This is a genomic window from Mycobacterium sp. SMC-16 (assembly GCF_046250085.1).
Classification (GTDB): domain Bacteria; phylum Actinomycetota; class Actinomycetes; order Mycobacteriales; family Mycobacteriaceae; genus Mycobacterium; species Mycobacterium phocaicum.
Genome location: NZ_CP176427.1, coordinates 3,259,686 through 3,285,934, shown reverse-complemented (window position 1 = coordinate 3,285,934; position 26,249 = coordinate 3,259,686). Strand labels below are relative to the sequence as shown.

Here is a 26,249-nt window from a genome sequence, read left to right as displayed (position 1 = left end):
TTGGACGAATTGTTCATGGGTGCATCACTTTTCGCTTGAGGCCGCGGTGCGGCAGCGGGATCGGGCAGCGAACACCGATCAGCCACGAACAGTGGCCGACCTGCGCTGACCGATCAGCGTCGGGAGATGCAGAGCCGGGTCAGGACCGCCCGGCCGGTGTGGAGCACAGCCACCCGGCGGGGCGGGCCCCGGCTGGTGAGCGTCCTCGACGCGCACCAGCACACCGTGGCGACGCACAGCGCCACCACCAGGCCGAGAGCCAGGAGCGTGGTGGCGGACCGGGGGAGACCCGCGGTGGCGAACAGTTCCGGAGCCGGCAGGATCGAGCCGTCCCGCGCGTGCGGGTGTTCGGCGGTCACCGACGGCAGCGTGTGTCCGGGGGCGACGAGCATGGGGGCGGCGTGCGCGTGCGCTGTGGCAACGGGCTTGGCACCCAGCTGGATTCCCAGGCCGAGACCGAGCAGCGCGACGAGCAGCACTGCCGCTGTCCGCCATCGCATCGGCCGGGTCGTCACCTCCGCGACTGTACCGACGATTCAGCGCCTATAGCCGTGCCGCTGCGAACGCATGCGGAAAAGTTACCGGGTTCAAAGAACTTTCATATGAGTGCCGGCGCGGACCTCAGGCGCTGAACTCGTAGTCGTCGAGGTCGAAGCGGCGGCTGCGGACGTAGGCCTCCACCGTGGTGGCGGGCCGCAGCGGCACGTCGCCGTTCTTGTCGAAGTAGTAGCTGTTGGCCGACTGGCAGCTGTCCTGCCAGAACACCTGGCGGTGACGCTTGCGCATCATCTCGTCGAAGTACCGGTCATTGGCCTCCTGCGAGACCTCCACGCGGTGGGCGCCAAGCTTCTCCGCCCGCTGCAGACACCGCACGATGTGGTGGGTCTGGGCTTCGATCAGCGCGAAATACGACGAACCCACGTAGCCGTACGGGCCCATCACCGTGAAGAAGTTCGGGAAGCCGGGGATGCTGACGCCCTCGTAGGCCTGCAGCCGCTGCGTCTCCCAGAACTCGCCGAGGGTATGACCGCCGGCACCGGTGACGGGGAACGTCGGCACGCTGTCGACGTCCATCACCTTGAATCCGGTGGCCAGGATCAGCACGTCCACCTCGTGCTCCTGCCCGTCGGCGGTGCGTACTCCCGTGGGCGTGATGCGTTCGATGGATTCGGTTACCAGGCTGACGTTTTCGCGGTTGTAGGTCGCGAGGTAGGTGTTGTGGAATCCCGGCCGTTTACAGCCGACGGCGTAGCGCGGCGTGAGCTTGTCGCGCACCACGGGGTCGTGCACCTCGCGGCGCAGGAACGACCGGCCCATCCGGGCCGCACCGTCGGCCAACGGGAACACGCTGTAGTACTGCGCCGACAGCGGGAAGGTCAGCTCGACGTAGGCCTGGCTGGCCAGCCGCTGCAGGGTCTTGCCGCCGGGGACGCGCATCGCCCACCGGGCGGCCGCGGGCAGCGGTAGGTCCAGCTTGGGGAAACACCAGATCGGCGTCCGCTGAAATACCGTGAGGTGCTCCACGACCGGTGCGATCTCGGGGATCACCTGGACGGCCGAGGCCCCGGTGCCGATGATCGCGACCCGCTTGCCGCGCAGGTCGATGCTGCTGTCCCAGCGCGCGGTGTGCAGCGTGATGCCCGCGAAGTCGTTCACACCGTCGATGTCCGGCGGCTTGGGCACCGTCAGGACACCGCTGCCGTTGATCAGGAACCGCGCGGTGATGGTGCCGCCGCTGGTGTGCACGCGCCACAGGTCGGCGGCATCGTCGTACTCGGCACCGGTGACCTCGGTGCCGAACCGGATCCGGTCCCGCAGCCCGTACTTGTCGACGCAGTGCTCGGCGTAGGCCTTGAGCTCGTGGCCCTTGGCGTAGGTGCGCGACCAGTCGGCGCTCTGCTCGAACGAGAACTGGTACGAGAACGACGGAATATCCACGGCGACACCGGGATAGGTGTTCCAGAACCAGGTACCGCCGGGACCCGAGCCGGCCTCGAGGATTCGGTAGTCACCGAGCCCGGCGCGGTCCAGCAGGATGCCGGCCCCGATCCCGGAGAAGCCGGCGCCGACGATCACCGTTTGGACATCAGGCGTTGTCATGGGTCCATACTTGCGGAAACTCAGGCGTAGAGGGCGGCTTTCAGTGCCGCGAGTCCGCGGTTGGTGGCCTCGGTCGCCACCGGCGATGCCAGGGCCAGGCTGACGAAGCCGTGCACCATGGTCGGCTCGTTGCTCAGCTCGACCGGAACACCGGCCGCGGCAAGCAGTTTGGCGTAGTGCGCGCCGTCGTCACGAAGCGGGTCGTGCTCGGCGGTACCGATGTACGCCGGCGGCAGACCTTCCAGGGACTCGGCATTCGCCGGGGCCAGGTCGGTCGGCAGCGTCGAGGCGTCGGTGAGATCCATGCCGGGCAGGTACCAGGCCAGGAAGGCCGCCGTCACGTTGCTGTTGAGCATGGGGGCGTCGGCGTTCTCGGTGAACGACGGCAGCGTGACGTCACCGGTGGCGACGGGGTACCAGAGCAGCTGGAACTTCAGTGCGGGGCCACCGGCGTCGCGCGCCCGCAGCGCCATCACCGCGGAGATGTTGCCGCCGGCGGAGTCACCCGCGACCGCGAGACGCGTCGGGTCGCCGCCGAGCTCGGTGGCGTGCGCGCCGACCCACTGCAGCGCGGCCCAGGAATCCTCGATGGCCGCCGGGAACGGGTGCTCGGGCGCCAGCCGGTACTCGACCGACACCACGATGGCGCGGGCGCCGACGGCGTGGGCGCGGGCCACATGGTCGTGCGAATCCAGGTCACCGATGGCCCAGCCGCCGCCGTGGTAGAAGACCACGACCGGAAGTGGACGGGTCTCGCCGTCGATGGGCGGCCAGTAGATGCGGGCCGGAATCTGGCCTGCCGCACCGCAATCGAGCACGCGGTTCTCGATCCGCAGGTCCGGCAACATCGCGGCGGGCGGTCGCACCGCGGCGAGCTTGGCCCGCGCCACCTCGACACCGTCGTCGATCGTGAACTCCAGCGGCACGGCGTCCAGGAGGGCTTTGAGGATGGGGTCGATGGCGGGCCGGGTGTCCGGCGTCTCATCCAGGGTCATGCCTCAGGCTAACGCGGCTCGAAGCGCGGCCAGCGCCTTGTCGGCTGCTTCGGTCGTCGCCGGCACCACGCCGTAGTAACCGAGGTAACCGTGCACCAGGGTCTCGGCGTTGTGCACCTCGACGGAAACCCCTGCCGCGGTGAGCATCTCGCCGTAACGGATGCCATCATCGCGCAGCGGGTCGTATCCGGCGACGGCGATGTAGGCCGGTGCCAGCCCGGCGAGGGACTCGGCGCGCGCCGGGACCAGCGCGGCCGGCGGGTTCCGCAGGTCGACGCCCGTGGCGTACAGCAACGAGAAACCGCCGACGGCGTCGCGGCCGAGGACCGGGGCGTCGGCGTTCTCCGTGAACGACGGCAACGACGTGTCCCACGTGGTCGCGGGGTACCACAGCAGCTGGGCGCGCAGCGTGATGCCGGCGTCGCGGGCCAGTTGGGCGACCACCGCGGCCAGATTGCCGCCGGCCGAATCGCCGGCCACCGCAAGGCGATTCGGGTCGCCGCCGATCTCGTCGGCGTGTGCGGCCACCCACTGCGTGACGGCCCACACGTCGTCGACCGCCGCGGGGAACGGGTGCTCGGGGGCGAGCCGGTAATCCACCGACACCACCACGGCGCCGGTCGCGGCGGCATGCAGGCGGGCGGTGCCGTCATAGGTGTCCAGATCGCCGACCACCCAGCCGCCGCCGTGGAAGAACAACACGACCGGCGCCGACGGTTCGACATCGGCGGGCCAGTAGATGCGGACCGGCACGCCGTCGATCACGCGGTCCTCGGCGCGGACCTCGAGGAACACCGGCTTGCGGGGCAGCTCCCGGAACCGGGCCCGGGCGGCTTCGACGCCGCCGTCCATGGTCAATTGGAACGGAACGGCTTCCAGTACCTTTTGCAGAATGGGATCGAGCGGGGGACGCGCAGTGTCCGACATGAGTTCACCGTACGCACTGCGCCGGCGGCTGTGGCTGGCGGCCGCGGTGGTCGCGGCGGGCTACGGCGTCTTCCTCATCGTGACGGCGCTGCGGTTGCCCTCGGGCGCCGATCTGACCGGCCAGTTCGCCCTGCAGCCGGAGGTCAAGGCACTACCCGCGCTGCTGCTGGCGGCCATGGCGGCCGGCCATCCCATCATCCGCGAACGCAACTGGCTGGTCGCCGCGCTGGTGTTCTCGGCGGGCGGCGACTTCCTGCTGGCCGTGCCGGGCTGGCCCATGGGATTCGTGTTCGGGCTCGGCTCGTTCCTGATCGCGCACCTGTGTTTCCTGGCCGCCCTGCTGCCGCTGGCCCGGCGCACCCCGGCCGCCACGGCGGGCGCCGCGGTCCTGGTGGTCGTCTGCGTCGGGCTCATCATCTGGTTCTGGCCGAGCCTGGTGGCGCAGCACATGACCATCCCCGTCACGGTGTACATGGCCGTCCTGGTCGCGATGGTGTGCACCGCACTGTTCGCCGAGCTGCCGACCCGCGCGACGGCCCTCGGTGCGCTGTGTTTCGCGGTGAGCGACGGCATGATCGGCATCAGCAAGTTCGTGCTCGGTGACGAGAGGCTGGCGGTCCCGATCTGGTGGGCGTACGCCGCCTCGTTGCTCCTGATCACCGCCGGCTTCTTCGCGGGCCGGACGGTGTCGACGGTGTCGGCCGTGTCTGCTACACCGACTGCGTGACCGTCACCAGACAGCAGGCCGAGCACGAGCCCGTGGCTCGGGTGCTGCCCATGCTGTCGGTGCCGCACCTGGACCGTGAGTTCGACTACCTGGTGCCGGCCGAGCTGTCCGACGACGCCCAGCCGGGCGTGCGCGCCAAGGTGCGGTTCAACGGCCGATTGGTCGACGCGTTCATCCTCGAAAGACGTTCGGACACCGACCATTCCGGCAAGCTCGGCTGGCTGGACCGTGTGGTGTCGGCCGAGCGGGTCCTGACCCCCGACGTGCAGCGGCTCGCCGAGGCGGTGGCCGCCCGGTACGCCGGCAGCCGGCCCGACGTGTTGCGGCTGGCGATTCCGCCCCGGCACGCGACCGTGGAGAAACAGGCGCCGCCGGAACTCCCGCCGTTCGTCCCGCGGGACGTCGACGCCGGTGCCTGGCAGCAGTACGGCCGTGGCGAGCAGTTCCTCGAGGCGCTCGCCGAGGGCCGGGCCGCGCGTGCGGTGTGGCAGGCGCTGCCGGGGGAGGACTGGGCGCGGCGGCTCTCCGAGGCGGCGGCCGTCGTCGTCAACGCCGGCCGTGGGGCACTGCTGATCGTGCCGGACCAGCGCGACGTCGATGCCGTCCACGCCGCCGCGCTGGGGCTCGTCGACGAGTCCCGGGTGGTGGCGCTGTCGGCGGGTCTCGGCCCCTCGCAGCGCTACCGGCGCTGGCTGTCGGTGCTGCGCGGCCAGGCACGCCTCGTGATCGGTACCCGCAGCGCGGTTTTCGCACCCGTCGCCGACCTCGGACTCATCGTCGTGTGGGACGACGGTGACGACTCGCTGGCGGAACCTCGCGCGCCGTATCCGCACGCCCGCGAGGTCGCGATGCTGCGGGCGCACCAATTGCGTTGCGGCGCAATCATCGGGGGCTTCGCGCGCACGGCCGAGGCGCAGGCGCTGGTGCGCAGCAAGTGGGCGCACGACCTGGTGGCCGGCCGCAGTGTGGTGCGCGCCCGGGCCCCGCGGGTCGTCGCGCTCGACGACGACGCCCATACCCACGAACGCGACGCCGCCGCCCGCACCGCGCGGTTGCCGTCGATGGCGTTGGGTGCGGCGCGGGCCGCGCTGAGCGCCGGCCGGCCGGTGCTGGTCCAGGTGCCGCGCCGCGGCTACGTTCCCGCACTGGCCTGCGGCAAATGCCGGACCATCGCCCGGTGCCGGCACTGCACCGGGCCGCTGTCACTGCCCGACCGCGACACCGTCGGCGCGGTGTGCCGGTGGTGCGGCCGCCAGGACATCGCGCTGCGCTGCGGACGGTGCGGCTCGGACGCGGTGCGCGCCGTGGTGGTCGGGGCCAGGCGCACCGCCGAAGAGCTGGGCCGGGCCTTCCCAGGCGTGCCCGTCGTCACCTCCGGCGGTGACGCCGTGGTGACCGAGGTACCCGCCCGCCCCGCGGTCGTCGTGGCGACGCCGGGCGCCGAACCGCGCGCCGAAGGCGGTTACGGCGCGGCGCTGTTGCTGGACGGCTGGGCGCTGCTGGGCCGACAGGATCTGCGCGCGGCCGAGGACACGCTGCGCCGGTGGATGTCGGCAGCGGCCATGGTGCTCGACCGCGCTGCCGGGGGCACGGTCGCAGTGGTGGCCGAATCGTCGATCCCGACGGTGCAGGCGCTGGTGCGCTGGGATCCGGTCGGGCATGCCGAGGCCGAGCTCGACGGCCGTGCCGAGGTCGGGCTGCCGCCCGCCGTGCATCTCGCGGCCGTCGACGGCGTCCCCGAGGCGGCAGACGCGCTGCTGGAGGCCGCCGCCCTGCCGCCCGATGCCGAGGTGCTGGGCCCGGTCGATCTGCCGTTCGGTGCCCGCCGTCCGCCCGGTGTGGACCCGGGCGTTCCCGTGCACCGCATGCTGGTGCGGGTCTCGCGCGAGCGCGGGCTGGTGCTCGCGGCGGCCCTGCGCCGGGCGACCGGAGTGCTCAGCGCCCGCCACGATCAGACGCCGGTGCGGGTGCAGATCGATCCGCTGCATATCGGATGAGTAGGTTCGGCCGCTGCACAAGTAGCCTGGTGGATCGTGCGTATCGTCTTCGCCGGAACCCCGGAACCCGCGCTGCCGTCTTTGCGTCGGCTCATCGCGTCGCCCCGCCACGAGGTGGTCGCGGTGCTGACCCGTCCGGACGCGGCCTCCGGTCGCCGCGGCAAGCCGGCGCCGTCCCCGGTAGCGGAACTCGCTCTGGCCGAAGGCATTCCGGTGCTGCGGCCAGCCAAGCCCAATGAGCCCGAGTTCGTCGCCGAACTCGCCGCGCTGGCCCCCGACTGCTGCGCCGTCGTCGCCTACGGTGCGCTGCTGCGTGACGAGCTGCTGGCGGTGCCCCGGCTGGGCTGGATCAACCTGCACTTCTCGCTGCTCCCCGCGTGGCGCGGTGCCGCCCCGGTGCAGGCCGCCATCGCGGCGGGCGACGAGGTGACCGGCGCCACCACGTTCCAGATCGAACGCGCCCTGGACTCCGGCCCGGTGTACGGCGTGCTCACCGAGACGGTGCGGCCCATCGACACCGCGGGAGACCTGCTGGCCCGACTGGCCGACGCCGGCGCCGGGCTGCTGGAGACGACGCTCGACGGTGTCGAGGACGGCGCGCTGACCGCCGTGCCGCAACCCACCGACGGTGTGACGATCGCACCCAAGGTCACCGTCGAAGACGCGCGCGTGCGCTGGGACCTGCCGGCGCACGTCGTCGACCGCCGGGTTCGCGCGGTCACGCCGAACCCGGGCGCCTGGACCGAGATCGGCGACCTGCGGGTCAAGCTCGGCCCCGTGGTCCCTGTCGAGGGAGAAGCGTTGGCGCCCGGCGCAATTCGCGTGCAGAAATCGGGCGTGCTGGTCGGCACCGGGAGCACTCCGGTGCGCCTGGGCCTGGTGCAACCGCCGGGGAAGAAACTGATGAATGCGGCGGACTGGGCGCGCGGCGCCCGGCTGGACGAAGGTGTGGTGGCCCGGTGACCGAACGCGGTAACAGTGGGCGCGGGGGCCGGCAGGGCCGTCCGGGCAACCAGGGCCGCGCGGGTGGCCGGGACCGTCAGGACCGCCGGCCGGGCCGGTCGCAGGCGCCACGCGGCCCGCGCCGCAAGCCGCTCGATCCGGCCCGCCAGGCCGCGTTCGACGTGCTGCGCGCGGTGTCGCAGCGCGATGCCTACGCCAACCTCGCGCTGCCGGCCATCCTGCGCGAGCGCGACATCACCGGCCGCGATGCGGCCTTCGCCACCGAACTGACCTACGGCACCTGCCGCTGCATCGGGCTGCTCGACGCGGTGATCGAGAGTGCCGCCGGGCGGCCCACCGACCGGATCGACGCCGTCCTGCTCGATCTGCTGCGGCTCGGCGCCTACCAGTTGCTCCGCACCCGCGTCGACGCCCACGCCGCCGTGGACACGACCGTCGAGCAGGCCGGAATCGAATTCGATTCGGTGCGTGCGGGTTTCGTCAACGGCGTGCTGCGCACCATCGCGAGCAAGGACGAGGCCGCCTGGGTGGCCGAGCTCGCGCCGTCGGCGGCGGCCGACCCTATCGGCCACACCGCGTTCACGCACGCGCACCCGCGCTGGGTGGCGCAGTCCTTCGCCGACGCGCTCGGCGCCGACGCGGGGGAGCTCGATGCGATGCTCACCAGCGACGACGAACGCCCCGTCGTGCACCTCGCGGCCCGCCCCGGGGAGATCAGTGCCGAGGAGCTCGCGGCGGCGATCGGCGGCGACGTCGGCCGGTTCTCGCCGTACGCGGTGTACCTGCCCGGCGGCGACCCCGGCCAGCTGGACCCGATCCGGGACGGTCTGGCGCAGGTGCAGGACGAGGGCAGCCAGCTGGTGGCCCGCGCCCTGACCGAGGTGCCGCTGGAGGGCAACGACACCCGCTGGCTGGATCTGTGCTCGGGTCCCGGCGGCAAGACCGCGATGCTGGCGGCCATCGCCGCGCAGAGCGGCGCCACGGTGACGGCGGTCGAACCGACGGAGCACCGCGCCGACCTGGTCGAGCGCAACACCGCCGGCATGGGTGTCGAGGTCCTGCGGGTCGACGGCCGTGAGTCCGGTCTCGAGCCCGGATCCTTCGACCGGGTCCTGGTCGACGCCCCTTGCACGGGCCTGGGCGCGCTGCGTCGCCGGCCCGAGGCGCGGTGGCGCCGGCAGCCGTCCGATGTGCCCGGCCTGGCCCGGCTGCAGCGCGAATTGCTGGCTGCGGCAATCAAACTCACCCGGCCCGGTGGGGTGGTCCTGTACGCGACGTGTTCGCCGCACCTGGCCGAGACCGTCGGGGTGATCGCCGACGCCGTGCGACGTCAACCGGTCGAACAGATCGACACCCGGCTGCTGTTCGCCCCGGCCGATCGGCTGGGTCCCGGACCACACGTGCAGTTATGGCCACATCGGCATGGCACCGATGCGATGTTCGCGGCCGCGCTCAAAGTAGTCTGACCGCCATGGCAGGACCAATGATCGCCCCGTCCATCCTCTCCGCCGACTTCGCCCGGCTCGCCGACGAGACCGCGGCGGTCGAGGGCGCCGACTGGCTGCATGTCGACGTCATGGACAACCACTTCGTCCCCAACCTGACGCTGGGGCTGCCGGTCGTCGAGAGCCTGCTGAAGGTCACCGACATCCCGATGGACTGCCATCTGATGATCGAGGACCCCAAGCGCTGGGCCCCCGCCTACGCCGAGGCCGGCGCCTACAACGTGACGTTCCACGCCGAGGCCACCGACGACCCGATCTCGGTCGCCCGCGACATCCGCGCGGCCGGCGCCAAGGCCGGCCTGTCCGTCAAACCCGGTACCCCGATCGAGCCCTACCTCGACATCCTGCGCGACTTCGACACCCTGCTGGTGATGTCGGTCGAGCCGGGCTTCGGCGGCCAGAAGTTCATCGCCGAGGTACTGCCCAAGGTCACCGCGGTACGCCGGCTGGTCGACTCCGGTGAGCTGACCCTGGTCGTCGAGATCGACGGCGGCATCAACGACGACACCATCGAAGCCGCGGCCGCGGCCGGTGTGGACTGCTTCGTCGCGGGCTCCGCGGTGTACAACGCGGCGGATCCGGGTGCCGCGGTGGAATCGCTGCGGCGTCAGGCCGCGGCCGCGTCACCGCACCTGGTGCTGTGACGCCGGAGGCCATCGAGTCGGCCATGCGGATGGCCATCGACCAGGCCGATGCGGTCAAAGGCACGACGTACCCGAACCCGCCGGTCGGCGCGGTGATCCTGGACCGCGACGGCGAAGTGGCCGGCGTCGGCGGGACCCAGCCGCCGGGGGAGGCGCACGCCGAGGTGATGGCGCTGCGGCGCGCCGGTACCCGCGCTGCGGGCGGCACCGCGGTGGTGACGCTCGAACCGTGCAACCACCAGGGCCGCACGGGCCCGTGCGTGGACGCACTGTTGGACGCCGGGGTCGCGGCCGTGGTGTTCGCCGTGGCCGACCCCAATCCGGTGGCGGCGGGCGGTGCCCAGCGGCTGACCGATGCCGGCGTGACGGTGTCGTCGGGCGTCCTGGCCGATGAGGTCGGCGGTGGGCCGCTGCGTGAATGGCTGCACCGCCAGCGCACCGGCCGACCCCATGTGACGTGGAAATTCGCGGCGAGCGTCGACGGGCGCAGCGCCGCCGCCGACGGCACCAGCCAGTGGATCACGGGCCCGGCGGCCCGGGCCGACGTGCACCGGCACCGTGCGGTGGCCGACGCCATCGTCGTCGGCACGGGCACGGTGCTGGCCGACGATCCGACGCTGACCGCGCGCCTGTCGGACGGCAGCCCGGCGGCCCGTCAGCCGCTGCGCGTGGTGGTCGGGGAACGCGAAATCTCGTCGGAGGCCAACGTCCTGAACGACGATTCCCGGACCATGGTGATCCGGACCCACGATCCGCTCGAGGTGCTCCAGGCGCTGGCGGACCGCACCGATGTGATCCTCGAAGGTGGTCCGACCCTGGCCGGGGCGTTCGTCCGGGCGGGACTCGTGGACCGGATTCTGGCGTACCTGGCGCCGACGCTGCTGGGTGGACCGATCGCGGCGATCGACGACGCCGGGGTGGCGACCATCTCGCAGGCCCGCCGCTGGCGGTTCGACGGCGTCGCGACCGTCGGTGCCGACGTCCGGCTCAGCCTGGTGCCGAACTGATTGCTCGGGAGCTTCCAGCGAACTTTTTGCACCTTGCCCGCGACGGCTCGGCTGCGAAACTGACCGGCTGACACACCCGAGCTGATTCCCGTGAGCGGCTGAGATGTGCGATTCAGCGTGGCGCCCAATGTGATTGGGCTCACCGCGGCCCATCTTTAGTTTTGCTAATCGTTATCAGTTCGAGATCAACGCCGTGACATTCGTGCAGGAAGCCCCGATTTCGCATCCGTAAAATTGAGGACAGGCACCGGATCATCTGGATCCGGCTGAAATATCGCGCTCACCGATGTTGTTAGAGCGAAGGTGATCACGAGCAAAGGATACGAGCATGACTGCACTGCAGGACTGGCTCAGCTTCCGTCCGGGTGACGATGGCATCAAGGACATGATGTTCCGCCGGCCCCTACGGGCGGTGCTGAGTGTCGTCGAAGAGTTCGACGAGGCCGTGGACGTGGCGCTGGTGCGCCTCGCGGCCCACGCGAACGGGTCCCACCCGGCGCCCGCGCCCGCGCCGACCCCGGCGTATATCCCGGCCAATGTGGTGCTGATGCGCCCGGGCATCGAGCGGTGCTGAACCGCTACCGCTGACGAGGCCAGAAACAACGGAGCCGCAGAGTCGATCGACTCTGCGGCTCCGTTGTCGTTACGGCCTATGCCACCGGTGCGGGATCAACCTCGGGAGCGTTTTCGGGCTCCTCGGCCTGCTCGTGGCGGCCGGCGATCAGCAGACCGGCCAGCGCGCCCACCACACACACGATGGCGGTGATCAGGAAGATCGAGCTGTACTGCATGGTGTAAGCGGTCCTGGTATTCCGCGTGATCTGCTCTGCGGCCTCGGCAAGGCTGCCGCCCTTCACCGGCGGCATCGAGGCCAGCGCCTGCTGCACCTTGTACAGGCCGTACGCGGTCAGTGCCGCCATACCGATGAGCATGCCGATCATGCGGGACACGACGACCGCGGCCGAGGCGATGCCGTGCTGGGCCGTCGGGACCACCCGCAGCGTGGCCGACGTCAGCGGTCCGATGACCAGACCGAGGCCCAGGCCCGCGATGATCAGGTCGGTCGGCAGCGTCGGCAGCGAGACCACCACGAGGTCGTGGCTGGCCGAGAGCACATCCATGTCCCAGTGCGACACCAGCAGGTACGCGCCCGCCGCGATGAGCAGACCGACGAAGGCGACGATCCGGTCGCCGACGCGCGTCGCGACCCAGCCGCCGATCAGGGCGCCCACGGGCAGCGCGCCCAGGAACCATGCCAGCTTGAAGATCGCGTGGGCCTGGTCGATGCCGAGCACACCGCGGCTGAACAGCTCGACGTTCACCAGCGTGACCATCAGCGCCGCGCCCGCGCACAGCGACGACGCCAGGCCCGCCAGGAACGGCCGGAAGTGCACGCCCACCGGATCGATCAGCTTGGTGCGGGCGAACTTCTCCCACGCGAAGAACGCGACCGCGACGACCGCGGCAGCGATCAGCAACGGCGGGCCGTTTTCCGGGAGCACCTGCTTGCCGTCCGGGTTGGGGTTGTACAGACCCCACGTCGCCAGTCCCAGCGCGACGGCCAGCAGGACGCCGCCGAGGACGTCGATCTTCTCCGGCGTCTCGGTCTCGGCGCGCGACGGCAGGCTGAGGTGGATCATCACCATGGCCGCGAGCGTCAGTGGCACGTTGATCCAGAAGACGTCGCGCCAGTCGTGCAGCACCCAGACCACGGCCACGCCGTACAGCGGGCCGAGCACGCTGCCCAGCTCCTGCGCGGCGCCGATACCGCCCAGCACGCCGGCGCGGTTGCGCGCGGCCCACAGATCGGCGGCCAGGGCGAGCGTCACCGGCAGCAGCGCGCCACTGGCGACGCCCTGGATGGTCCGGCCGACGATCAGCTGGATCAGCGGCTCGACCATCTCGTTCGCCGGGGCGAACATGCCGGCCATCGCGGTGACGATCGAGCCGACGGCGAACAGCGCCAGGCTCGCCTGGAGCACCAGCTTGCGGCCGAAGCGGTCGGAGGCCCGGCCCAGCAGTGGCATCGCCGCGATGTAGCCCAGCAGGTACCACGTGACCACGGGCGTGACCTGCTGGATCTTGTTGATCGGGATGCCGATCCCGTCCGGCGGGTCCTTCATCATGTCGGTCATGATCGTCACGACGACATAAGTGTCGAGCGCGCCGAGCAGGACCGCGAGACTGCCTGCGGCTATGGCGACGTGGCGGTTGCTACCCCCGGCCATTACTGAACGTCGGGCTTGTTGACGGTGACCGGCTTACCCCAGTCGGTCAGCGTCATCTGCAGGTTGTTGCCCGGGCTGGTCTCCAGCTGCGCCTGTGCCAGCTGGTGGTTGCCGCCCTCTTCGATCCAGGCGGTGCCCGGCAGCGCGGACGTGACCTTCAGCTGCGGGGCGATCTTGTTGACGGCCTCGGCGCTGACGGTACCGGTGACCTTGACGGTCTTCACACCGTTGATGTCCTCGCGGCCCACGGCCTTGGCATCGGTGAAGTTGTCCAGGATGTTGGCCAGGCCGGTCTCCGGGCGCAAGATCGCCGAGATGTCGTAGATGGCGTCGGCGGGGCCGAAGTCGGACAGCGGGCCACCGGACGACAGCGATGCGTACAGGTGGTTGTCGTAGACGACGAACGGCGCGTCCTGGACGCCCATGCCGCCCACCGACAGGTTGGCCTTGCCCTGGCCGGCGACGGCCGGGGTCAGCGTCATGTCGCCGGTCAGCTTGGTGACCGTCAGCTTGGCGATCTTGCCGTTGACGGTCAGGACCAGGTGCACGCTCTGCTGGCCGCGGGTGGTGTCGGCGGACTGCTTGAGCAGCGCCGCGGCGTCCGGCAGCGGCGCCGAGGGGGCCTCGGACTTCGAGCATCCGGAGACCAGGAGCACCCCGGCCATCACGGTGGAGAGTAGGGAAACAAGCATGGCGGAGCGTTTGCGCGTCTGCATGTCCTGCATCGTAATAGGTGCGCCCGACTAACAAGTTGCCTCGATCGGCCGGTAGAACCACAACCATGGTTGCTGAACTCGAATTTCGGGCGGTTCCGATCGATGTCGGGGACGGTGCGGCACTGGTCAGCGCGATGGAGGCCGAGATGGCCGAGCTGTATGCCGACGTGCGCGGCGGACTCGATCTGAACGCACCCGACATGCCGAAGGCCGGCCCGGCCGAACTCGGCCCGCCGCACGGCGTCTACCTGGCCGGATACCGCGACGGCCGGCCCGTCTGCGGCGGCGGTCTCAAGCGGCTGCCCGAAGGTGCCTGCGAGATCAAGCGGATGTACGTCGCGCCCGAGGCGCGCGGGCACGGCCTGGCCCGAATCCTGTTGCGGGCCTTGGAGGACGCCGCCCGCGGGCTCGGATACGCGGTTGCCAGGCTCGACACCGGGGCCCGGCAGCCGTATGCCCAGCGGTTGTACGAGTCCGACGGATACCGGCCGATCGCCAATTTCAACGGCAACCCGGTGGCTCATTACTTCGGCGAGAAGCAGCTTTAAGCTTGGCCCCATGTTCACCGGCATTGTCGAAGAGCTCGGCGAGATCGTCAGCAAGGACCAACTGGCCGACGCGGCGCGGTTCGTCATCCGCGGCCCGTTGGTCACCACCGATGCCGGGCACGGTGACTCGATCGCGGTGAACGGCGTCTGCCTGACGGTCGTCGACGTGCTGCCCGACGGCGCGTTCTCCGCCGACGTGATGGCCGAGACCCTGAACCGGTCCAGCCTCGCCGGTGTCGAGGTCGGCGGCCGGGTCAATCTGGAGCGCGCCGCGGCGCTCAACAGCCGGCTGGGCGGGCACATCGTGCAGGGCCATGTGGACGGCACCGGCACTGTGTTGTCGCGCACACCGTCCGAGCACTGGGAGGTCGTGCGCATCGCACTGCCGCCGCAGCTGGCCCGGTACGTGGTCGAGAAGGGCTCCATCACCGTCGACGGGGTGTCGCTGACGGTGTCCGGCCTGGGTCGCGACGAGCAGGGCGACTGGTTCGAGATCTCTCTGATTCCAACGACGTTGCAGCTGACGACGCTGGGCCGCGCCCCGGTCGGCACCACGGTGAACCTGGAGGTCGACGTCATCGCCAAATACGTCGAGCGGCTGCTCACCCCGGCGCAGTAGTCCCGGTCACGCTGCGTCCGCTGAGCGGACGAGCGGGAGTAAGTCGGCCTGTACCAGTGGTTCATACTGGTAGGTGATCAACATGGCCCTGATGTGGCCACGGCAAGGGTGGTGGAGATGACGAGGCTTGATTCCGTCGAGCGGGCGATTGCCGATATCGCGGCGGGAAAGGCTGTCGTCGTCATTGACGACGAAGATCGCGAGAACGAGGGCGATCTGATCTTCGCGGCGGAGAAGGCGACGCCGGAACTGGTGGCCTTCATGGTCCGCTACACCTCGGGATACCTGTGTGTGCCGCTCGACGGCGCGGTCTGCGACAAGCTGGGCCTGCTGCCGATGTACGCGGTGAACCAGGACAAGCACGGCACCGCCTACACCGTCACGGTGGACGCGAAAAAGGGTGTGGGAACCGGCATTTCGGCTTCCGACCGGGCCAAGACCATGCAGGCCCTGGCTGATCCGGATGCCGTCGCCGATGATTTCACCAAACCCGGGCACGTAGTTCCGTTGCGCGCAAAAGACGGCGGCGTGCTCCGCCGTCCCGGTCACACCGAGGCCGCCGTCGATCTGGCCCGGCTGGCCGGATTGCAGCCCGCCGGCGCGATCTGCGAGATCGTCAGCCAGAAGGACGAGGGCTCCATGGCCCAGACCGACGAGCTGCGCGTCTTCGCCGATGACCACGACCTGGCGCTGATCTCGATCGCCGATCTGATCGAGTGGCGCCGCAAGCACGAGAAGCACATCGAGCGCGTCGCCGAGGCCCGGATTCCGACCCGGCACGGTGAGTTCCGGGCCGTCGGCTACACCAGCATGTACGAAGACGTCGAGCACGTGGCGCTGGTGCGCGGCGAGGTCTCCCCGGAGAACGGTGACGACGTACTGGTGCGGGTGCACTCCGAGTGCCTCACCGGTGACGTGTTCGGCTCGCGGCGCTGCGATTGCGGGCCCCAGCTCGACGCTGCCATGGAGATGGTGGCCAACGAGGGCCGAGGCGTGGTGCTGTACATGCGCGGACATGAGGGCCGCGGTATCGGGCTGTTGCACAAGCTGCAGGCCTACCAGCTGCAGGACGCCGGCGCCGACACCGTCGACGCCAACCTCGAGCTCGGCCTGCCCGCCGATGCCCGCGACTACGGCATCGGGGCACAGATCCTGGTCGACCTCGGTATCCGCTCCATGCGGCTGCTGACCAACAACCCGGCCAAGCGCGTCGGCCTCGACGGCTACGGACTGCACATCATCGAGCGCGTCCCGCTGCCCATCGGCCCCAACGCCGACAACATCCGGTACCTGATGACCAAGCGGGACCGGATGGGCCACGACCTCATCGGCCTCGACGATTTCGCCGGTGACGCAACAGACGGAGAAGGTAAATGAGTGGTGTCGGTGTTCCGGACATGCCGGAGCTCGACGCGTCCGGGATCAAACTCGCCATCGTCGCCAGCACCTGGCACACCACCATCTGTGACGCGTTGCTCGACGGCGCCCGCCGGGTGGCCACCGCATCGGGGATCGCCGAACCGACCGTGGTCCGGGTGCTCGGTGCCATCGAAATCCCAGTCGTGGCACAGGAATTGGCCAAGAACCACGACGCCGTCATCGCGCTGGGCGTGGTGATCCGGGGCGGCACACCGCATTTCGACTACGTGTGTGACGCTGTCACGCAGGGTCTGACCCGGGTGTCGCTAGACGAGTCGACACCGGTCGCCAACGGCGTGCTGACGGTCAACACCGAGGAGCAGGCCATCGACCGTGCCGGTCTGCCGGGTTCGGCGGAGGACAAGGGCGAGCAGGCCGCCTCGGCCGCGCTCGCCACCGCGATCACCCTGCGCGATCTGCGTCGATGACCGTGCCGATGACCAGGGAAACCGGCAGCTGGGACCTCGAGGTCCGGCCGCATCGCGTGAAGTACGTTGCCTACGCCGCGGCGGCCGTCATCATCGCCGTGCACGTCACGGTCGGTGCGCTGCTGAAAATCGGTGCCACCGGGGTGATCTTCCAGACCGCCGACCAGGTGTCGATGGCGCTGCTCGGCATCATCCTGGCCGGTGCGGTGCTGCTGCCCACGCGGTCCCGGCTGCGGGTCGGACCGGCCGGCATCGTCGTCCGTAACGTCCTGAGCGACAAGACCATTGCCTGGTCCGACATCGTCGGGGTGTCGTTCCCGCTGGGCGCCCGCTGGGCCCGGGTTGATCTGCCCGACGATGAGTACGTCCCGATCATGGCCATCCAGACCGTCGACAAGGCCCGGGCCGTCGACGCGATGGACCGCCTTCGGGAGCTGGTCGCGAAATACCGGCCCGATCTCAGCTCAGCGTCAAAGACATCGTGAGTTCGTCTGCCGGGCCGGGGTTTTCGGATCCCTCGGCCGGGTCGGCCGTGGCGACGAAGCCGAAGGCGCGGTAGACGCCGAGCGCGGCGGTGTTGTCGCGGTGTACCCGCAGTGTCACGGTGTGGGCGCCCAGGCCGCGGCCCCAGTCGATGGCCGCGGTCAGCAGCGTGCGCGCCACCCCGTGGCCGCGCGCGACCGGATCGGTCCACAGCGAGTAGAGGTACACCGAGCTCGGGCTGGATCGATGCGCCGCGATCAGGCCTACCAGCCGGTCCTCGTGCGCCACGGCGAACTGGGCATGCGCGCGCAGCCGACGCCGCCACTGTGTCCCGGTGAAGCTCATCTCGGTGCGGTATTCGGCATCGTCGGTTCCCGCGGAATCGGCCAGCGCGCGCAGCCGCAGCGCCGCGAACACCCGCCAGTCGGCTTCGGTGAGCCGGATCACCCCCACCTGGGTGCTCCCTCCCATGGGATAGAATTTGCTGATAGTGACCGATTTTCGCATGCCTTCGCCGCCGCCTGACGTCGTGGCGATCGCACCCGCCGAACTGGTCGGCCGCCTTGGTGCGTACCCGACGGTGACCGTGCCGATCTACCAGGGCCGGACCGTCGACACCGCGTGGCTGTGGCACCACCTCGCCGAGCCCGCGGACTATTTCGGGCTGACCATGCCGTCCGAGGCCGATCTGGGTGCCGCGGTGGCCCGGTTCGAGGGGCAGCTGGTGGCCGTGACCGTCACGATCACCGACGGTGGCCGGTGCGCGGTGACCGGCACACCCTCGCAGCTGTACGAACCCGAGCCGGTCCGGATCGGCCGGCGCGACAGCGACTGGACCCCACCGGCGGCGACCGACGCGCAGTGGCTGCGGATGGCGGCCCGGACCACCAGTCTGGGCACCGTGGACTTGTTGCTGCGCCGGTTGGCCGACCAGGGCTGCGTGGACGGCATCGGGCCCGGCCCCGACGTCACGCCCGCCGTGGCCGGCGCGCTGGTCCTCGACATCGGCGCCGAACTGGTCGGCGTCGAGAACACCGAACCCGTCTCGATCCTCGAGCAATTGCAGGCCTGCGGTGTGGTGCGACCCGTCGTGCGGCGCGCCGCCGTGCCCGCCGACCAGGTGCTGCGCGCCTGGTGGATCTCACCGCAGTACCGCACGCACCCCGTCGCACAACTCGGCGACCATGCCGCCGGAATTGATTCCTCCTACCCGCCGTTCCTGGAGCAGCTGTGACCAAACCCTTTGTCCCACAGTCCTACAAGTCGTTCCGCATCGACGGCTACGACATCGAGGACGGCGTGTTCCACGGGCGCTACACCATGTGCGGGGCCGACTCCGCCGATGACGTCAGCTTCGCCGAGACCGTCGACTTCGGCGACACCCTGGGCGGTGGCCGGCCCGACGATCGGCTGCTGCGGCTGCTGACGCTGACCTGCGCGCTGAGTTATTACAAGGCGGCCGCGCCACCGCAGATCGAGATCGCTTTCCCGACTTACGATTTCGAGCGGGAGTATCTGCGTCAGGTACTCGCCGGCGGGCTCGGCGAGTACGCCTACCGCAACAACCTGCCGGGTGCGTTGAGCCCGGAACTCACCGGCGACCGCGCCGAGATCGCTGAACAGCAGCCGGACACCTGGAACGCCGACGCGCCGCCGCTGGTGCCGGTCGGCGGCGGCAAGGACTCGGTGGTGACCATCGAGGCCCTCGCCCCGCTGCAGCCGGTGTTGTTCAACGTCAACAGGTTCGACCCGATCGACCGGTGCGTCGAGATCAGCGGGCTGCCGCACGTGCGCGTGATGCGGACCATCGACCGCACCCTCATCGACGTCAACGCGGCCGGCGCCTACAACGGGCACATCCCGGTTACCGCGATCAACAGCATCATCGGCTTGATCGTGGCCGACGCCAGGGGCCTCGGTCCGGTGGTGCTGTCCAACGAGCGCTCGTCCAACGTCGGCAACGTCGAGTGGATGGGCCAGGACATCAACCACCAGTGGTCCAAGAGCGTCACCTACGAGACGCTGTTGCGCGACACCCTCGCCGCGTACGGGCTGAACCCCGACCGGTATTTCTCGCTGTTGCGTGGCCTCTCGGAGTCGCAGATCGCCGACCGGTTCGCGGCCAGTCCGCAGTACTTCCGCGCGTTCATCAGCTGTAACCGGCCGTTCGCGCTCGATGCCGGCCGCCGCGGCGCCACCTGGTGCGGGCATTGCCCGAAGTGTCAGTTCGTCTTCGTGCTGATGGCGCCGCGGCTGGGCCGCGACGAGGTCGAGGCGATCTTCGGGCGAAACCTGTTCGAGGACACCGACAGCCGGGCCGAGTTCGAGGACATCCTCGGGGTCGGCGCGCACAAGCCGTTCGAGTGCGTCGGTGAGTACTACGAGGCCGCCGAGTCGATGCTGACCATCCTCGACGACGAGGCCTGGGCCGGCCTGCCGCTGGTCGAGCAGTTCCGCAGTGCGCGAGCCGATCTGGAGCGCGTCGCCGCCGACCACGACGACAGCCCGGCAGTGCAGTACGTACCCGAGCGCTACCGCGCCGCCCTGGACGACCGGCCGTGACGTCACGACGTCCGCAGCTCGCCGGTGTCGCCGTCGGCATCTGGGGCTTCGGCAAGGAGGGCCAGTCGCTGGCCCGGACCGCGGCGGCCGAGGGCGCGGCGCGGATCGACGCCGTCGACGACGCCGGCCGGGGCACCCTGGACGCACCGACCGACATCGCCAACCTGAGCCTGTGGCGCGGCGCCGAACACCTGGCCCGACTGGCGGACTGTGACGTCGTGTTCCTCAGCCCTGGAATACCCTGGCATCAGCCGTTTTTCGCCGAGTTGCGCGCCGCCGGCGCCACGCTGTCCAGCGCCGCCGACTGGTACCTGCACCGTTACGCGGCACAGACCGTCGGCGTCACCGGGACCAAGGGCAAGAGCACGACGGCGTCGTTCCTGTCGCACCTGCTGCGGCGGCTCGGCGCGGACGCCGTGGTGGCGGGAAACATCGGCACCCCGCTGTCGGACCTGGAGCCGGCACCGGACGCCGTCGTCGTCGCCGAACTGTCCAGCCAGCAGTGCGCACTGGTGACCGCGTCACCGCGGATCTCGGTGATCACCAACCTTTTCGAGGACCACCTGGACTGGCACGGCGACATCGACGCCTACCACGGCGCCAAGGCCAACATCTTCAGCCACGGTGGCGAGGTGCTGATCACCACGCCGCAGGTGCTGGCCGCTCTCGAGCGACTGGGTATCGCGCCGCCGCCGGTCGTGCGTACGGTCGACGCGGCGGACGTGACGCGTCCCGAAGGCGACTACGTCATTGCCTACGAGCACAACGTCGTCAACGGCGCACTGGCGGCCGTCGCTGCTGCCGAGGTGATCGGCCGGCCGGTGACCGAGGACGAATACCTCGGCGCGGTAACGACATTCGAGGCCCTGCCTCACCGGCTGCAGGTCGTGCGCCGCACCGGGGACGTGCGCTGGATCGACGACACCCTGGCCACCACCGGCGAGAGCGTCGTCGCCGCGCTGCGCTCGATGCGACCCGACGACCGGGTGGCGCTCATCGTCGGCGGCATGGACCGTCAGCTCGACTACGACCAGATCGACGACTATCTGCTCTCGGGCGCACGTGACGTTCACCTCATCCAGGGGCCGACCAACGGGACCGCGATCGGCCGCCGCTTCGCCGCGGCGCGGCCCGCGTGCGTGCACCCGGTGGACAGCCTGCAGGCGGCGGTGCAGGTCGCGGCCGCCGTGCCGGGGGTGACGGCCGTCCTGCTGTCGCCGGGCGCGGCGAGCTACGACCTGTACGCGAACTACGTGGCCAAGGCCGCGGCGTTCTGCGAGCTCATCGATGCTGTCAGCCCGTCGAACTAACCTGTAACAGTGCCTGATCCATCGACGTACCGGCCCGCGCCGGGGACCATCCCGTTGGAACCGGGGGTGTACCGGTTCCGGGATCCGCACGGTCGGGTCATCTATGTCGGCAAGGCCAAGAGCCTGCGCAGCCGGCTGAACTCGTACTTCGCCGATCTGTCGGCACTCGCGCCGCGGACCCGGCAGATGGTGACCACGGCCGGCAGTGTCGAGTGGACGGTCGTCACGACCGAAGTCGAAGCGCTGCAACTGGAATACAACTGGATCAAGGAATTCGATCCGCGCTTCAACATCCGGTACCGCGACGACAAGTCGTACCCCGTACTGGCCGTCACTCTCAACGAGGAGTACCCGCGGCAGTTCGTCTACCGCGGCCCGCGACGCAAGGGCGTCCGGTACTTCGGCCCCTACTCGCACGCCTGGGCCATCCGCGAGACGCTGGATCTGCTCACCCGCGTGTTCCCGGCGCGCACCTGCTCGAACGGAGTGTTCAAGCGGCACAACCAGATCGGTCGGCCCTGCCTGTTGGGCTACATCGACAAGTGCTCGGCCCCGTGCGTCGGGCGGGTGACCGCCGCCGAGCACCGCAAGATCGTCGACGACTTCTGCGACTTCCTGGCCGGTAAGACCGACCGGCTGGCGCGGGACATGGAACAGCAGATGGCGGAGGCCGCCGAGGAATTGGAGTTCGAGCGGGCGGCGCGGCTGCGCGACAACATCTCGGCGCTCAAGCGGGCGCTGGAGAAGCAGGCCGTGGTGCTCGGTGATGGCACCGACGCTGACGTGGTGGCCTTCGCCGACGACGACCTGGAAGCCGCCGTGCAGGTGTTCCACGTCCGCGGCGGCCGGGTCCGCGGTCAGCGTGGCTGGGTCATCGAGAAGTCGGGTGAACCGGGGGAGTCCGGCGAGGACTATCTGGTGAGCCAGTTCCTCACGCAGTTCTACGGCGATCAGGCCGAACTGCGCGGCGCCGGACCGGCCGACGAGACCACCAATCCGGTGCCCAAAGAGGTTCTGGTGCCGGTACTTCCGGACAACGCCGACGAACTCGCCGTCTGGTTGTCCGGACTGCGGGGTTCGCGCGTGCAACTGCGGGTGGCGCAGCGCGGCGACAAACGCGCGCTGGCGGACACGGTGCAGCGCAACGCGAAGGACGCGCTGGCGCAGCACAAGCTCAAGCGCGCAGGTGACTTCAACGCCAGATCCGAAGCGCTGCAGAGCATCCAGGATTCGCTGGAGCTCGACGATGCGCCACTGCGCATCGAATGCGTCGACATCAGCCACGTGCAGGGCACCGACGTGGTGGCCTCGCTCGTCGTGTTCGAGGACGGCCTGCCGCGCAAATCCGACTACCGGCACTATGCGATTCGCGAGGCCGCGGGCGGCGGCCGGTCCGACGACGTCGCGTCCATCGCCGAGGTCACCCGCCGGCGCTTCGCGCGCCACGTCGCCGACACTCAAGTGCTGGAGAACGCAGACGTGACCGACGCCACCGAAACCCCGGTACGGCCAAAGCGATTCGCGTATCCACCCAACCTGTTCGTGGTCGACGGCGGCGCGCCGCAGGTGAACGCGGCGGCCGCGGTGCTCGACGAATTGGGTGTCACCGATGTCGCGGTGATCGGGCTGGCCAAACGTCTGGAAGAGGTGTGGGTTCCCGAGCAGCCGGACCCGCTGATCATGCCGCGCAACAGCGAGGGCCTGTATCTGCTGCAGCGCGTGCGTGACGAAGCCCACCGGTTCGCCATCACCTATCACCGCAGCAAACGGTCGAAGCGGATGACGGCATCGGTGCTCGACGCGATCCCCGGCCTGGGTGAACACCGGCGCAAGGCCTTGGTCACCCACTTCGGTTCGGTGGCACGGTTGAAGGAGGCCGGCGTCGACGAACTGACGGCGGTGCCGGGCATCGGGGCGGCGACGGCGCAGGCGGTGGTCGATGCGCTGCGGTCCGATTCCCAGCCGGAACCGGGGGCGGCGCCGACGGTTATCGGCAATGATCGGACAGAGCAGTGAGCGCGCAGCACCAGTCGATGAGCAGCGGGGGATGGACGAAGTCGTGACGGACGATCAGATGGACGGTGCTGCCGGTGAGATCGACGTGGTTCTGGTCACGGGGCTGTCCGGCGCCGGGCGCGGCACCGCCGCCAAGGTGCTCGAGGACCTCGGCTGGTACGTCGCCGACAACCTGCCCCCGGAGCTGATCACCCGGATGGTCGAGCTGGGTCTGGCCGCCGGATCGCGCATCACCAAGCTGGCCGTGGTGATGGACGTGCGGTCCCGCGGCTTCACGGGCGACCTGGATTTCGTGCGCCGTGAATTGGCGACCCGCAGCGTCTTCCCGCGGGTGCTGTTCCTGGAGGCGTCCGACGACATCCTGGTGCGGCGCTACGAGCAGAACCGGCGCAGTCACCCACTGCAGGGCAACCAGACGCTCGCGGAAGGCATTGCCGCCGAACGGAGATTGCTGGAGTCGGTGCGTGCCACGGCCGACCTGATCATCGACACCTCGACACTGCCGGTGCCGGCGTTGCGGGCGAGCATCGAACGCGCCTTCAGCGGGGAGGCCGTCGCCGGGACGAGCGTGACGGTCGAGAGTTTCGGCTATAAATATGGTCTGCCGATGGACGCCGACACCGTGATGGATGTCCGGTTCCTGCCGAATCCGCATTGGGTCGACGAATTGCGGCCCCACACCGGGCAGCACCCGGCGGTTCGGGACTACGTGCTGGGTCAAGAGGGCGCCGCCGAGTTCCTGGACACCTACCATCGGCTGCTGGGGGTTGTGATCGACGGCTATCGCAGGGAGGGGAAGCGCTACATGACCGTGGCCATCGGCTGCACCGGCGGCAAGCATCGCAGTGTGGCGATCGCCGAGGCGCTGGCCAACCGGCTGCGTGGCGGTGACCACCTGACCGTGCGCGTGCTGCACCGGGACCTGGGGCGCGAATGACGGAGGATCGGGCTCCCGCGCGCATCGTCGCGCTCGGCGGCGGGCACGGCCTGTACGCGACGCTGTCCGCGGCCCGTCGGCTGACGCCGCACGTCACCGCCGTCGTCACCGTCGCCGATGACGGCGGGTCGTCGGGCCGGCTGCGTTCCGAACTGGACATCGTGCCCCCGGGTGACCTGCGAATGGCGTTGGCGGCCTTGGCATCTGACAGTCCGCACGGGCAGTTGTGGGCCACCATCATCCAGCACCGCTTCAACGGCAGCGGCGCGCTGGCCGGTCACCCGATCGGCAACCTCCTGCTCGCCGGCCTCAACGAGGTGCTCGCCGACCCGGTCGCCGCGCTCGACGAGCTGGGCCGGATCCTGGGGGTCAAGGGCCGCGTGCTGCCGATGTGTCCCGTCGCGTTGCAGATCGAGGCCGACGTGTCCGGGCTCGAGGCCGATCCGCGGATGAGCCGCGTGATCCGCGGTCAGGTCGCGGTCGCCACCACACCGGGCAAGGTGCGGCGGGTCCGGCTGCTGCCCGGCGATCCGCCGGCCACCCGGCAGGCCGTCGACGCCATCATGTCGGCCGACCTGGTGGTGCTCGGTCCGGGCTCGTGGTTCAGCAGTGTGATCCCGCATGTGCTGGTGCCCCAGCTGCTGGCTGCCCTGCAGGCGACGTCGGCGCGCCGGGCCCTGGTGCTCAACCTCGCCGCCGAACCGGGGGAGACCGCCGGGTTCTCCGCCGAACGGCACGTGCACGTGCTGTCGCAGCACGCCCCGGGCCTGACGGTGCACGACATCATCGTCGACGCGGCGAGTGTCCCCAGTGAACGGGAACGCGACCAACTGCGCCGGGCGGCCTCGTTTCTCGAGGCTCAGGTCGAGTTTGCTGACGTATCCCGACCTGGTACACCTTTGCATGACCCGGCACGGCTTGCGGCAGCGCTCGAGCGGGTGCGTCTCAATGGCAGCGCACCGGCCCGGCCCGCATACGAGCCACCCACTCCCGCCGCTCGGTCGGCCGACGGATTCCGTCAGCAGCCGGCCCCTGAAGGACCAAGAGGTGACGATTCGTGGCGATGACGTCGGAAGTGAAGGACGAGCTGAGCCGGCTGGTCGTCAACTCGGTGACCGCACGCCGGGCCGAGGTGGCGTCGCTGCTGCGCTTCGCCGGCGGCCTGCACATCGTGGCCGGACGCGTCGTCGTCGAGGCCGAGGTCGACCTGGGCAGCATCGCCCGGCGCCTGCGCAAGGACATCTACGACCTGTACGGATACAACGCCGTCGTGCACGTGCTGTCGGCCAGCGGTATCCGCAAGAGCACGCGGTACGTGGTGCGCGTCGCGCAGGACGGTGAGGCGCTGGCGCGTCAGACCGGACTGCTCGATCTACGTGGCCGGCCCGTGCGTGGCCTGCCGGCTCAGGTGGTCGGCGGCAGCGTCGGCGACGCCGAAGCGGCCTGGCGCGGCGCGTTCCTCGCGCACGGTTCGCTGACCGAGCCCGGACGGTCGTCGGCGCTCGAGGTCAGTTGCCCCGGACCGGAGGCAGCGCTGGCGTTGGTCGGTGCGGCCCGCCGGCTCGGGGTCAGTGCCAAGGCGCGCGAGGTGCGTGGCAGCGACCGCGTGGTGGTGCGCGACGGCGAGGCCATCGGCGCGTTGCTGACTCGCATGGGCGCCCAGGACACCCGGCTCAATTGGGAAGAGCGACGGATGCGCCGCGAGGTGCGTGCCACCGCCAACCGGCTGGCCAACTTCGACGACGCGAATCTGCGCCGGTCCGCGCGGGCGGCCGTCGCGGCCGCGGCACGCGTCGAGCGGGCGCTCGACATCCTCGGCGACACGGTGCCCGACCACCTTTCGGCCGCGGGTCGGTTGCGTGTCGAGCACCGGCAGGCGTCGCTCGAGGAGCTGGGCCGGCTGGCCGACCCGCCGATGACGAAAGATGCTGTCGCAGGCCGGATTCGGCGCCTGCTGTCGATGGCCGACCGGAAGGCCAAGCTGGAAGGTATTCCGGACACCGAGTCGGCCGTCACCCCGGACCTGCTCGACGACGCCTAGCGCGAGTCTCCGGTACCGCACGTGAGGTTCCTCACCGCACTAGGCTGGCTGAGGATTCACCGCATGACCTGTCCAGG

26 protein-coding genes are annotated in these 26,249 nt (G+C 70.1%); 19 read left to right on the top strand and 7 right to left on the bottom strand.

Annotation, left to right across the window (positions count from 1 at the left end; all coding sequences use genetic code 11):
* Positions 1 to 113: 113 nt before the first annotated feature.
* The 4 genes from ACJEIK_RS15805 to ACJEIK_RS15790 form a co-directional block, all read right to left on the bottom strand.
* On the bottom strand, positions 114 to 515 hold the full coding sequence (locus ACJEIK_RS15805; protein ID WP_162563308.1) for a hypothetical protein: 402 nt from the start codon (positions 513 to 515) through the stop codon (positions 114 to 116).
* Between the two features lie 106 nt (positions 516 to 621).
* On the bottom strand, positions 622 to 2,100 hold the full coding sequence (locus tag ACJEIK_RS15800; protein ID WP_061010798.1) for an NAD(P)/FAD-dependent oxidoreductase: 1,479 nt from the start codon (positions 2,098 to 2,100) through the stop codon (positions 622 to 624).
* Between the two features lie 20 nt (positions 2,101 to 2,120).
* The gene (locus tag ACJEIK_RS15795; protein ID WP_061005092.1) at positions 2,121 to 3,095 is read right to left on the bottom strand and encodes an alpha/beta hydrolase; all 975 of its coding nucleotides are present in this window, start codon (positions 3,093 to 3,095) and stop codon (positions 2,121 to 2,123) included.
* A gap of 3 nt (positions 3,096 to 3,098) precedes the next feature.
* Positions 3,099 to 4,022, bottom strand: a complete 924-nt coding sequence (locus tag ACJEIK_RS15790) for an alpha/beta hydrolase (RefSeq protein ID WP_061010800.1) — start codon at positions 4,020 to 4,022, stop codon at positions 3,099 to 3,101.
* Between ACJEIK_RS15790 and ACJEIK_RS15785 the strand changes: the two genes are divergently transcribed.
* From ACJEIK_RS15785 to ACJEIK_RS15755, 7 genes are all read left to right on the top strand, one after another.
* Entirely contained in the window at positions 4,021 to 4,749 is a 729-nt protein-coding gene (locus ACJEIK_RS15785; protein ID WP_409429965.1) for a lysoplasmalogenase, read from the top strand. The genes ACJEIK_RS15790 and ACJEIK_RS15785 overlap by 2 nt on opposite strands.
* Positions 4,746 to 6,746, top strand: coding sequence for a primosomal protein N' (locus ACJEIK_RS15780; RefSeq protein WP_061010802.1), 2,001 nt, complete (start codon positions 4,746 to 4,748; stop codon positions 6,744 to 6,746). The genes ACJEIK_RS15785 and ACJEIK_RS15780 overlap by 4 nt, the downstream gene beginning before the upstream one ends.
* Positions 6,747 to 6,782: 36 nt before the next feature.
* Positions 6,783 to 7,709: a methionyl-tRNA formyltransferase gene (fmt, locus tag ACJEIK_RS15775; RefSeq protein ID WP_409429964.1), complete on the top strand. Its 927-nt coding sequence runs from the start codon at positions 6,783 to 6,785 to the stop codon at positions 7,707 to 7,709.
* Positions 7,706 to 9,175, top strand: a complete 1,470-nt coding sequence (locus ACJEIK_RS15770) for an RsmB/NOP family class I SAM-dependent RNA methyltransferase (protein ID WP_409429963.1) — start codon at positions 7,706 to 7,708, stop codon at positions 9,173 to 9,175. Before fmt ends, ACJEIK_RS15770 begins: the two co-directional genes overlap by 4 nt.
* A 5-nt stretch (positions 9,176 to 9,180) precedes the next feature.
* The gene (gene rpe / locus ACJEIK_RS15765; protein ID WP_061006056.1) at positions 9,181 to 9,858 is read left to right on the top strand and encodes a ribulose-phosphate 3-epimerase; all 678 of its coding nucleotides are present in this window, start codon (positions 9,181 to 9,183) and stop codon (positions 9,856 to 9,858) included.
* A 23-nt stretch (positions 9,859 to 9,881) separates the two neighbouring features.
* A complete protein-coding gene (gene ribD / locus ACJEIK_RS15760; protein ID WP_409431706.1) occupies positions 9,882 to 10,865 on the top strand; it encodes a bifunctional diaminohydroxyphosphoribosylaminopyrimidine deaminase/5-amino-6-(5-phosphoribosylamino)uracil reductase RibD in 984 nt (327 codons plus the stop codon).
* 328 nt (positions 10,866 to 11,193) lie between these two features.
* On the top strand, positions 11,194 to 11,439 hold the full coding sequence (locus tag ACJEIK_RS15755) for a hypothetical protein (protein ID WP_064858814.1): 246 nt from the start codon (positions 11,194 to 11,196) through the stop codon (positions 11,437 to 11,439).
* Between the two features lie 76 nt (positions 11,440 to 11,515).
* Here ACJEIK_RS15755 and ACJEIK_RS15750 read toward each other — a convergent pair whose 3' ends face one another.
* A complete protein-coding gene (locus ACJEIK_RS15750; RefSeq protein WP_406783649.1) occupies positions 11,516 to 13,093 on the bottom strand; it encodes an MFS transporter in 1,578 nt (525 codons plus the stop codon).
* Positions 13,093 to 13,809, bottom strand: a complete 717-nt coding sequence (locus ACJEIK_RS15745) for an LppX_LprAFG lipoprotein (RefSeq protein WP_061010808.1) — start codon at positions 13,807 to 13,809, stop codon at positions 13,093 to 13,095. The genes ACJEIK_RS15750 and ACJEIK_RS15745 overlap by 1 nt, the downstream gene beginning before the upstream one ends.
* Before the next feature lie 65 nt (positions 13,810 to 13,874).
* On the opposite strand from ACJEIK_RS15745, the gene ACJEIK_RS15740 reads away from it, so the two are divergent.
* From ACJEIK_RS15740 to ACJEIK_RS15720, 5 genes are all read left to right on the top strand, one after another.
* Positions 13,875 to 14,357, top strand: coding sequence for a GNAT family N-acetyltransferase (locus ACJEIK_RS15740; RefSeq protein WP_406783650.1), 483 nt, complete (start codon positions 13,875 to 13,877; stop codon positions 14,355 to 14,357).
* Positions 14,358 to 14,367: 10 nt separating this feature from the next.
* Positions 14,368 to 14,976, top strand: coding sequence for a riboflavin synthase (locus ACJEIK_RS15735; protein WP_061000959.1), 609 nt, complete (start codon positions 14,368 to 14,370; stop codon positions 14,974 to 14,976).
* A 117-nt stretch (positions 14,977 to 15,093) separates the two neighbouring features.
* A complete protein-coding gene (locus ACJEIK_RS15730) occupies positions 15,094 to 16,353 on the top strand; it encodes a bifunctional 3,4-dihydroxy-2-butanone-4-phosphate synthase/GTP cyclohydrolase II (RefSeq protein WP_226521905.1) in 1,260 nt (419 codons plus the stop codon).
* Positions 16,350 to 16,823, top strand: coding sequence for a 6,7-dimethyl-8-ribityllumazine synthase (ribH, locus tag ACJEIK_RS15725; protein ID WP_061000957.1), 474 nt, complete (start codon positions 16,350 to 16,352; stop codon positions 16,821 to 16,823). Before ACJEIK_RS15730 ends, ribH begins: the two co-directional genes overlap by 4 nt.
* A complete protein-coding gene (locus ACJEIK_RS15720) occupies positions 16,820 to 17,308 on the top strand; it encodes a PH domain-containing protein (RefSeq protein WP_406783651.1) in 489 nt (162 codons plus the stop codon). Before ribH ends, ACJEIK_RS15720 begins: the two co-directional genes overlap by 4 nt.
* Here ACJEIK_RS15720 and ACJEIK_RS15715 read toward each other — a convergent pair.
* Entirely contained in the window at positions 17,283 to 17,777 is a 495-nt protein-coding gene (locus tag ACJEIK_RS15715; protein ID WP_406783652.1) for an N-acetyltransferase family protein, read from the bottom strand. The two genes, ACJEIK_RS15720 and ACJEIK_RS15715, sit on opposite strands and share 26 nt — an antisense overlap.
* A gap of 19 nt (positions 17,778 to 17,796) precedes the next feature.
* On the opposite strand from ACJEIK_RS15715, the gene ACJEIK_RS15710 reads away from it, so the two are divergent.
* From ACJEIK_RS15710 to whiA, 7 genes are read left to right on the top strand one after another with little or no spacing between them, the layout of a single operon-like run.
* Positions 17,797 to 18,540 (top strand): hypothetical protein, encoded by a 744-nt coding sequence (locus tag ACJEIK_RS15710; protein ID WP_409429962.1) that lies wholly within the window; start codon positions 17,797 to 17,799, stop codon positions 18,538 to 18,540.
* Positions 18,537 to 19,868, top strand: a complete 1,332-nt coding sequence (locus ACJEIK_RS15705) for a hypothetical protein (RefSeq protein WP_406783654.1) — start codon at positions 18,537 to 18,539, stop codon at positions 19,866 to 19,868. The genes ACJEIK_RS15710 and ACJEIK_RS15705 overlap by 4 nt, the downstream gene beginning before the upstream one ends.
* Positions 19,865 to 21,178, top strand: coding sequence for a UDP-N-acetylmuramoyl-L-alanine--D-glutamate ligase (gene murD, locus ACJEIK_RS15700; protein ID WP_409429961.1), 1,314 nt, complete (start codon positions 19,865 to 19,867; stop codon positions 21,176 to 21,178). Before ACJEIK_RS15705 ends, murD begins: the two co-directional genes overlap by 4 nt.
* A gap of 9 nt (positions 21,179 to 21,187) precedes the next feature.
* On the top strand, positions 21,188 to 23,194 hold the full coding sequence (gene uvrC / locus ACJEIK_RS15695; protein WP_409429960.1) for an excinuclease ABC subunit UvrC: 2,007 nt from the start codon (positions 21,188 to 21,190) through the stop codon (positions 23,192 to 23,194).
* Positions 23,195 to 23,225: 31 nt separating this feature from the next.
* Complete coding sequence (gene rapZ, locus ACJEIK_RS15690; protein WP_064985626.1) at positions 23,226 to 24,131, top strand: RNase adapter RapZ; 906 nt, start codon at positions 23,226 to 23,228, stop codon at positions 24,129 to 24,131.
* Positions 24,128 to 25,198, top strand: a complete 1,071-nt coding sequence (yvcK, locus tag ACJEIK_RS15685; protein ID WP_406783656.1) for a uridine diphosphate-N-acetylglucosamine-binding protein YvcK — start codon at positions 24,128 to 24,130, stop codon at positions 25,196 to 25,198. The genes rapZ and yvcK overlap by 4 nt, the downstream gene beginning before the upstream one ends.
* The gene (gene whiA / locus ACJEIK_RS15680; protein ID WP_029105256.1) at positions 25,195 to 26,172 is read left to right on the top strand and encodes a DNA-binding protein WhiA; all 978 of its coding nucleotides are present in this window, start codon (positions 25,195 to 25,197) and stop codon (positions 26,170 to 26,172) included. Before yvcK ends, whiA begins: the two co-directional genes overlap by 4 nt.
* Positions 26,173 to 26,249 lie beyond the last annotated feature (77 nt).

Excerpts from the sequence above, each read along its gene's own strand:
- ACJEIK_RS15800 (WP_061010798.1), bottom strand. The coding sequence starts at position 2,100 with ATGACAACGCCTGATGTCCAAACGGTGATCGTCGGCGCCGGCTTCTCC.
- ACJEIK_RS15795 (WP_061005092.1), bottom strand. The coding sequence starts at position 3,095 with ATGACCCTGGATGAGACGCCGGACACCCGGCCCGCCATCGACCCCATC.
- ACJEIK_RS15785 (WP_409429965.1), top strand. The coding sequence starts at position 4,021 with ATGAGTTCACCGTACGCACTGCGCCGGCGGCTGTGGCTGGCGGCCGCG.
- ACJEIK_RS15790 (WP_061010800.1), bottom strand. The coding sequence starts at position 4,022 with ATGTCGGACACTGCGCGTCCCCCGCTCGATCCCATTCTGCAAAAGGTA.
- rpe (WP_061006056.1), top strand. The coding sequence starts at position 9,181 with ATGGCAGGACCAATGATCGCCCCGTCCATCCTCTCCGCCGACTTCGCC.
- ribD (WP_409431706.1), top strand. The coding sequence starts at position 9,882 with ATGCGGATGGCCATCGACCAGGCCGATGCGGTCAAAGGCACGACGTAC.
- ACJEIK_RS15755 (WP_064858814.1), top strand. The coding sequence starts at position 11,194 with ATGACTGCACTGCAGGACTGGCTCAGCTTCCGTCCGGGTGACGATGGC.
- ACJEIK_RS15750 (WP_406783649.1), bottom strand. The coding sequence starts at position 13,093 with ATGGCCGGGGGTAGCAACCGCCACGTCGCCATAGCCGCAGGCAGTCTC.
- ACJEIK_RS15745 (WP_061010808.1), bottom strand. The coding sequence starts at position 13,809 with ATGCAGACGCGCAAACGCTCCGCCATGCTTGTTTCCCTACTCTCCACC.
- ACJEIK_RS15740 (WP_406783650.1), top strand. The coding sequence starts at position 13,875 with ATGGTTGCTGAACTCGAATTTCGGGCGGTTCCGATCGATGTCGGGGAC.
- ACJEIK_RS15735 (WP_061000959.1), top strand. The coding sequence starts at position 14,368 with ATGTTCACCGGCATTGTCGAAGAGCTCGGCGAGATCGTCAGCAAGGAC.
- ACJEIK_RS15730 (WP_226521905.1), top strand. The coding sequence starts at position 15,094 with ATGACGAGGCTTGATTCCGTCGAGCGGGCGATTGCCGATATCGCGGCG.
- ribH (WP_061000957.1), top strand. The coding sequence starts at position 16,350 with ATGAGTGGTGTCGGTGTTCCGGACATGCCGGAGCTCGACGCGTCCGGG.
- ACJEIK_RS15720 (WP_406783651.1), top strand. The coding sequence starts at position 16,820 with ATGACCGTGCCGATGACCAGGGAAACCGGCAGCTGGGACCTCGAGGTC.
- ACJEIK_RS15715 (WP_406783652.1), bottom strand. The coding sequence starts at position 17,777 with ATGGGAGGGAGCACCCAGGTGGGGGTGATCCGGCTCACCGAAGCCGAC.
- rapZ (WP_064985626.1), top strand. The coding sequence starts at position 23,226 with ATGGACGAAGTCGTGACGGACGATCAGATGGACGGTGCTGCCGGTGAG.
- yvcK (WP_406783656.1), top strand. The coding sequence starts at position 24,128 with ATGACGGAGGATCGGGCTCCCGCGCGCATCGTCGCGCTCGGCGGCGGG.
- whiA (WP_029105256.1), top strand. The coding sequence starts at position 25,195 with ATGACGTCGGAAGTGAAGGACGAGCTGAGCCGGCTGGTCGTCAACTCG.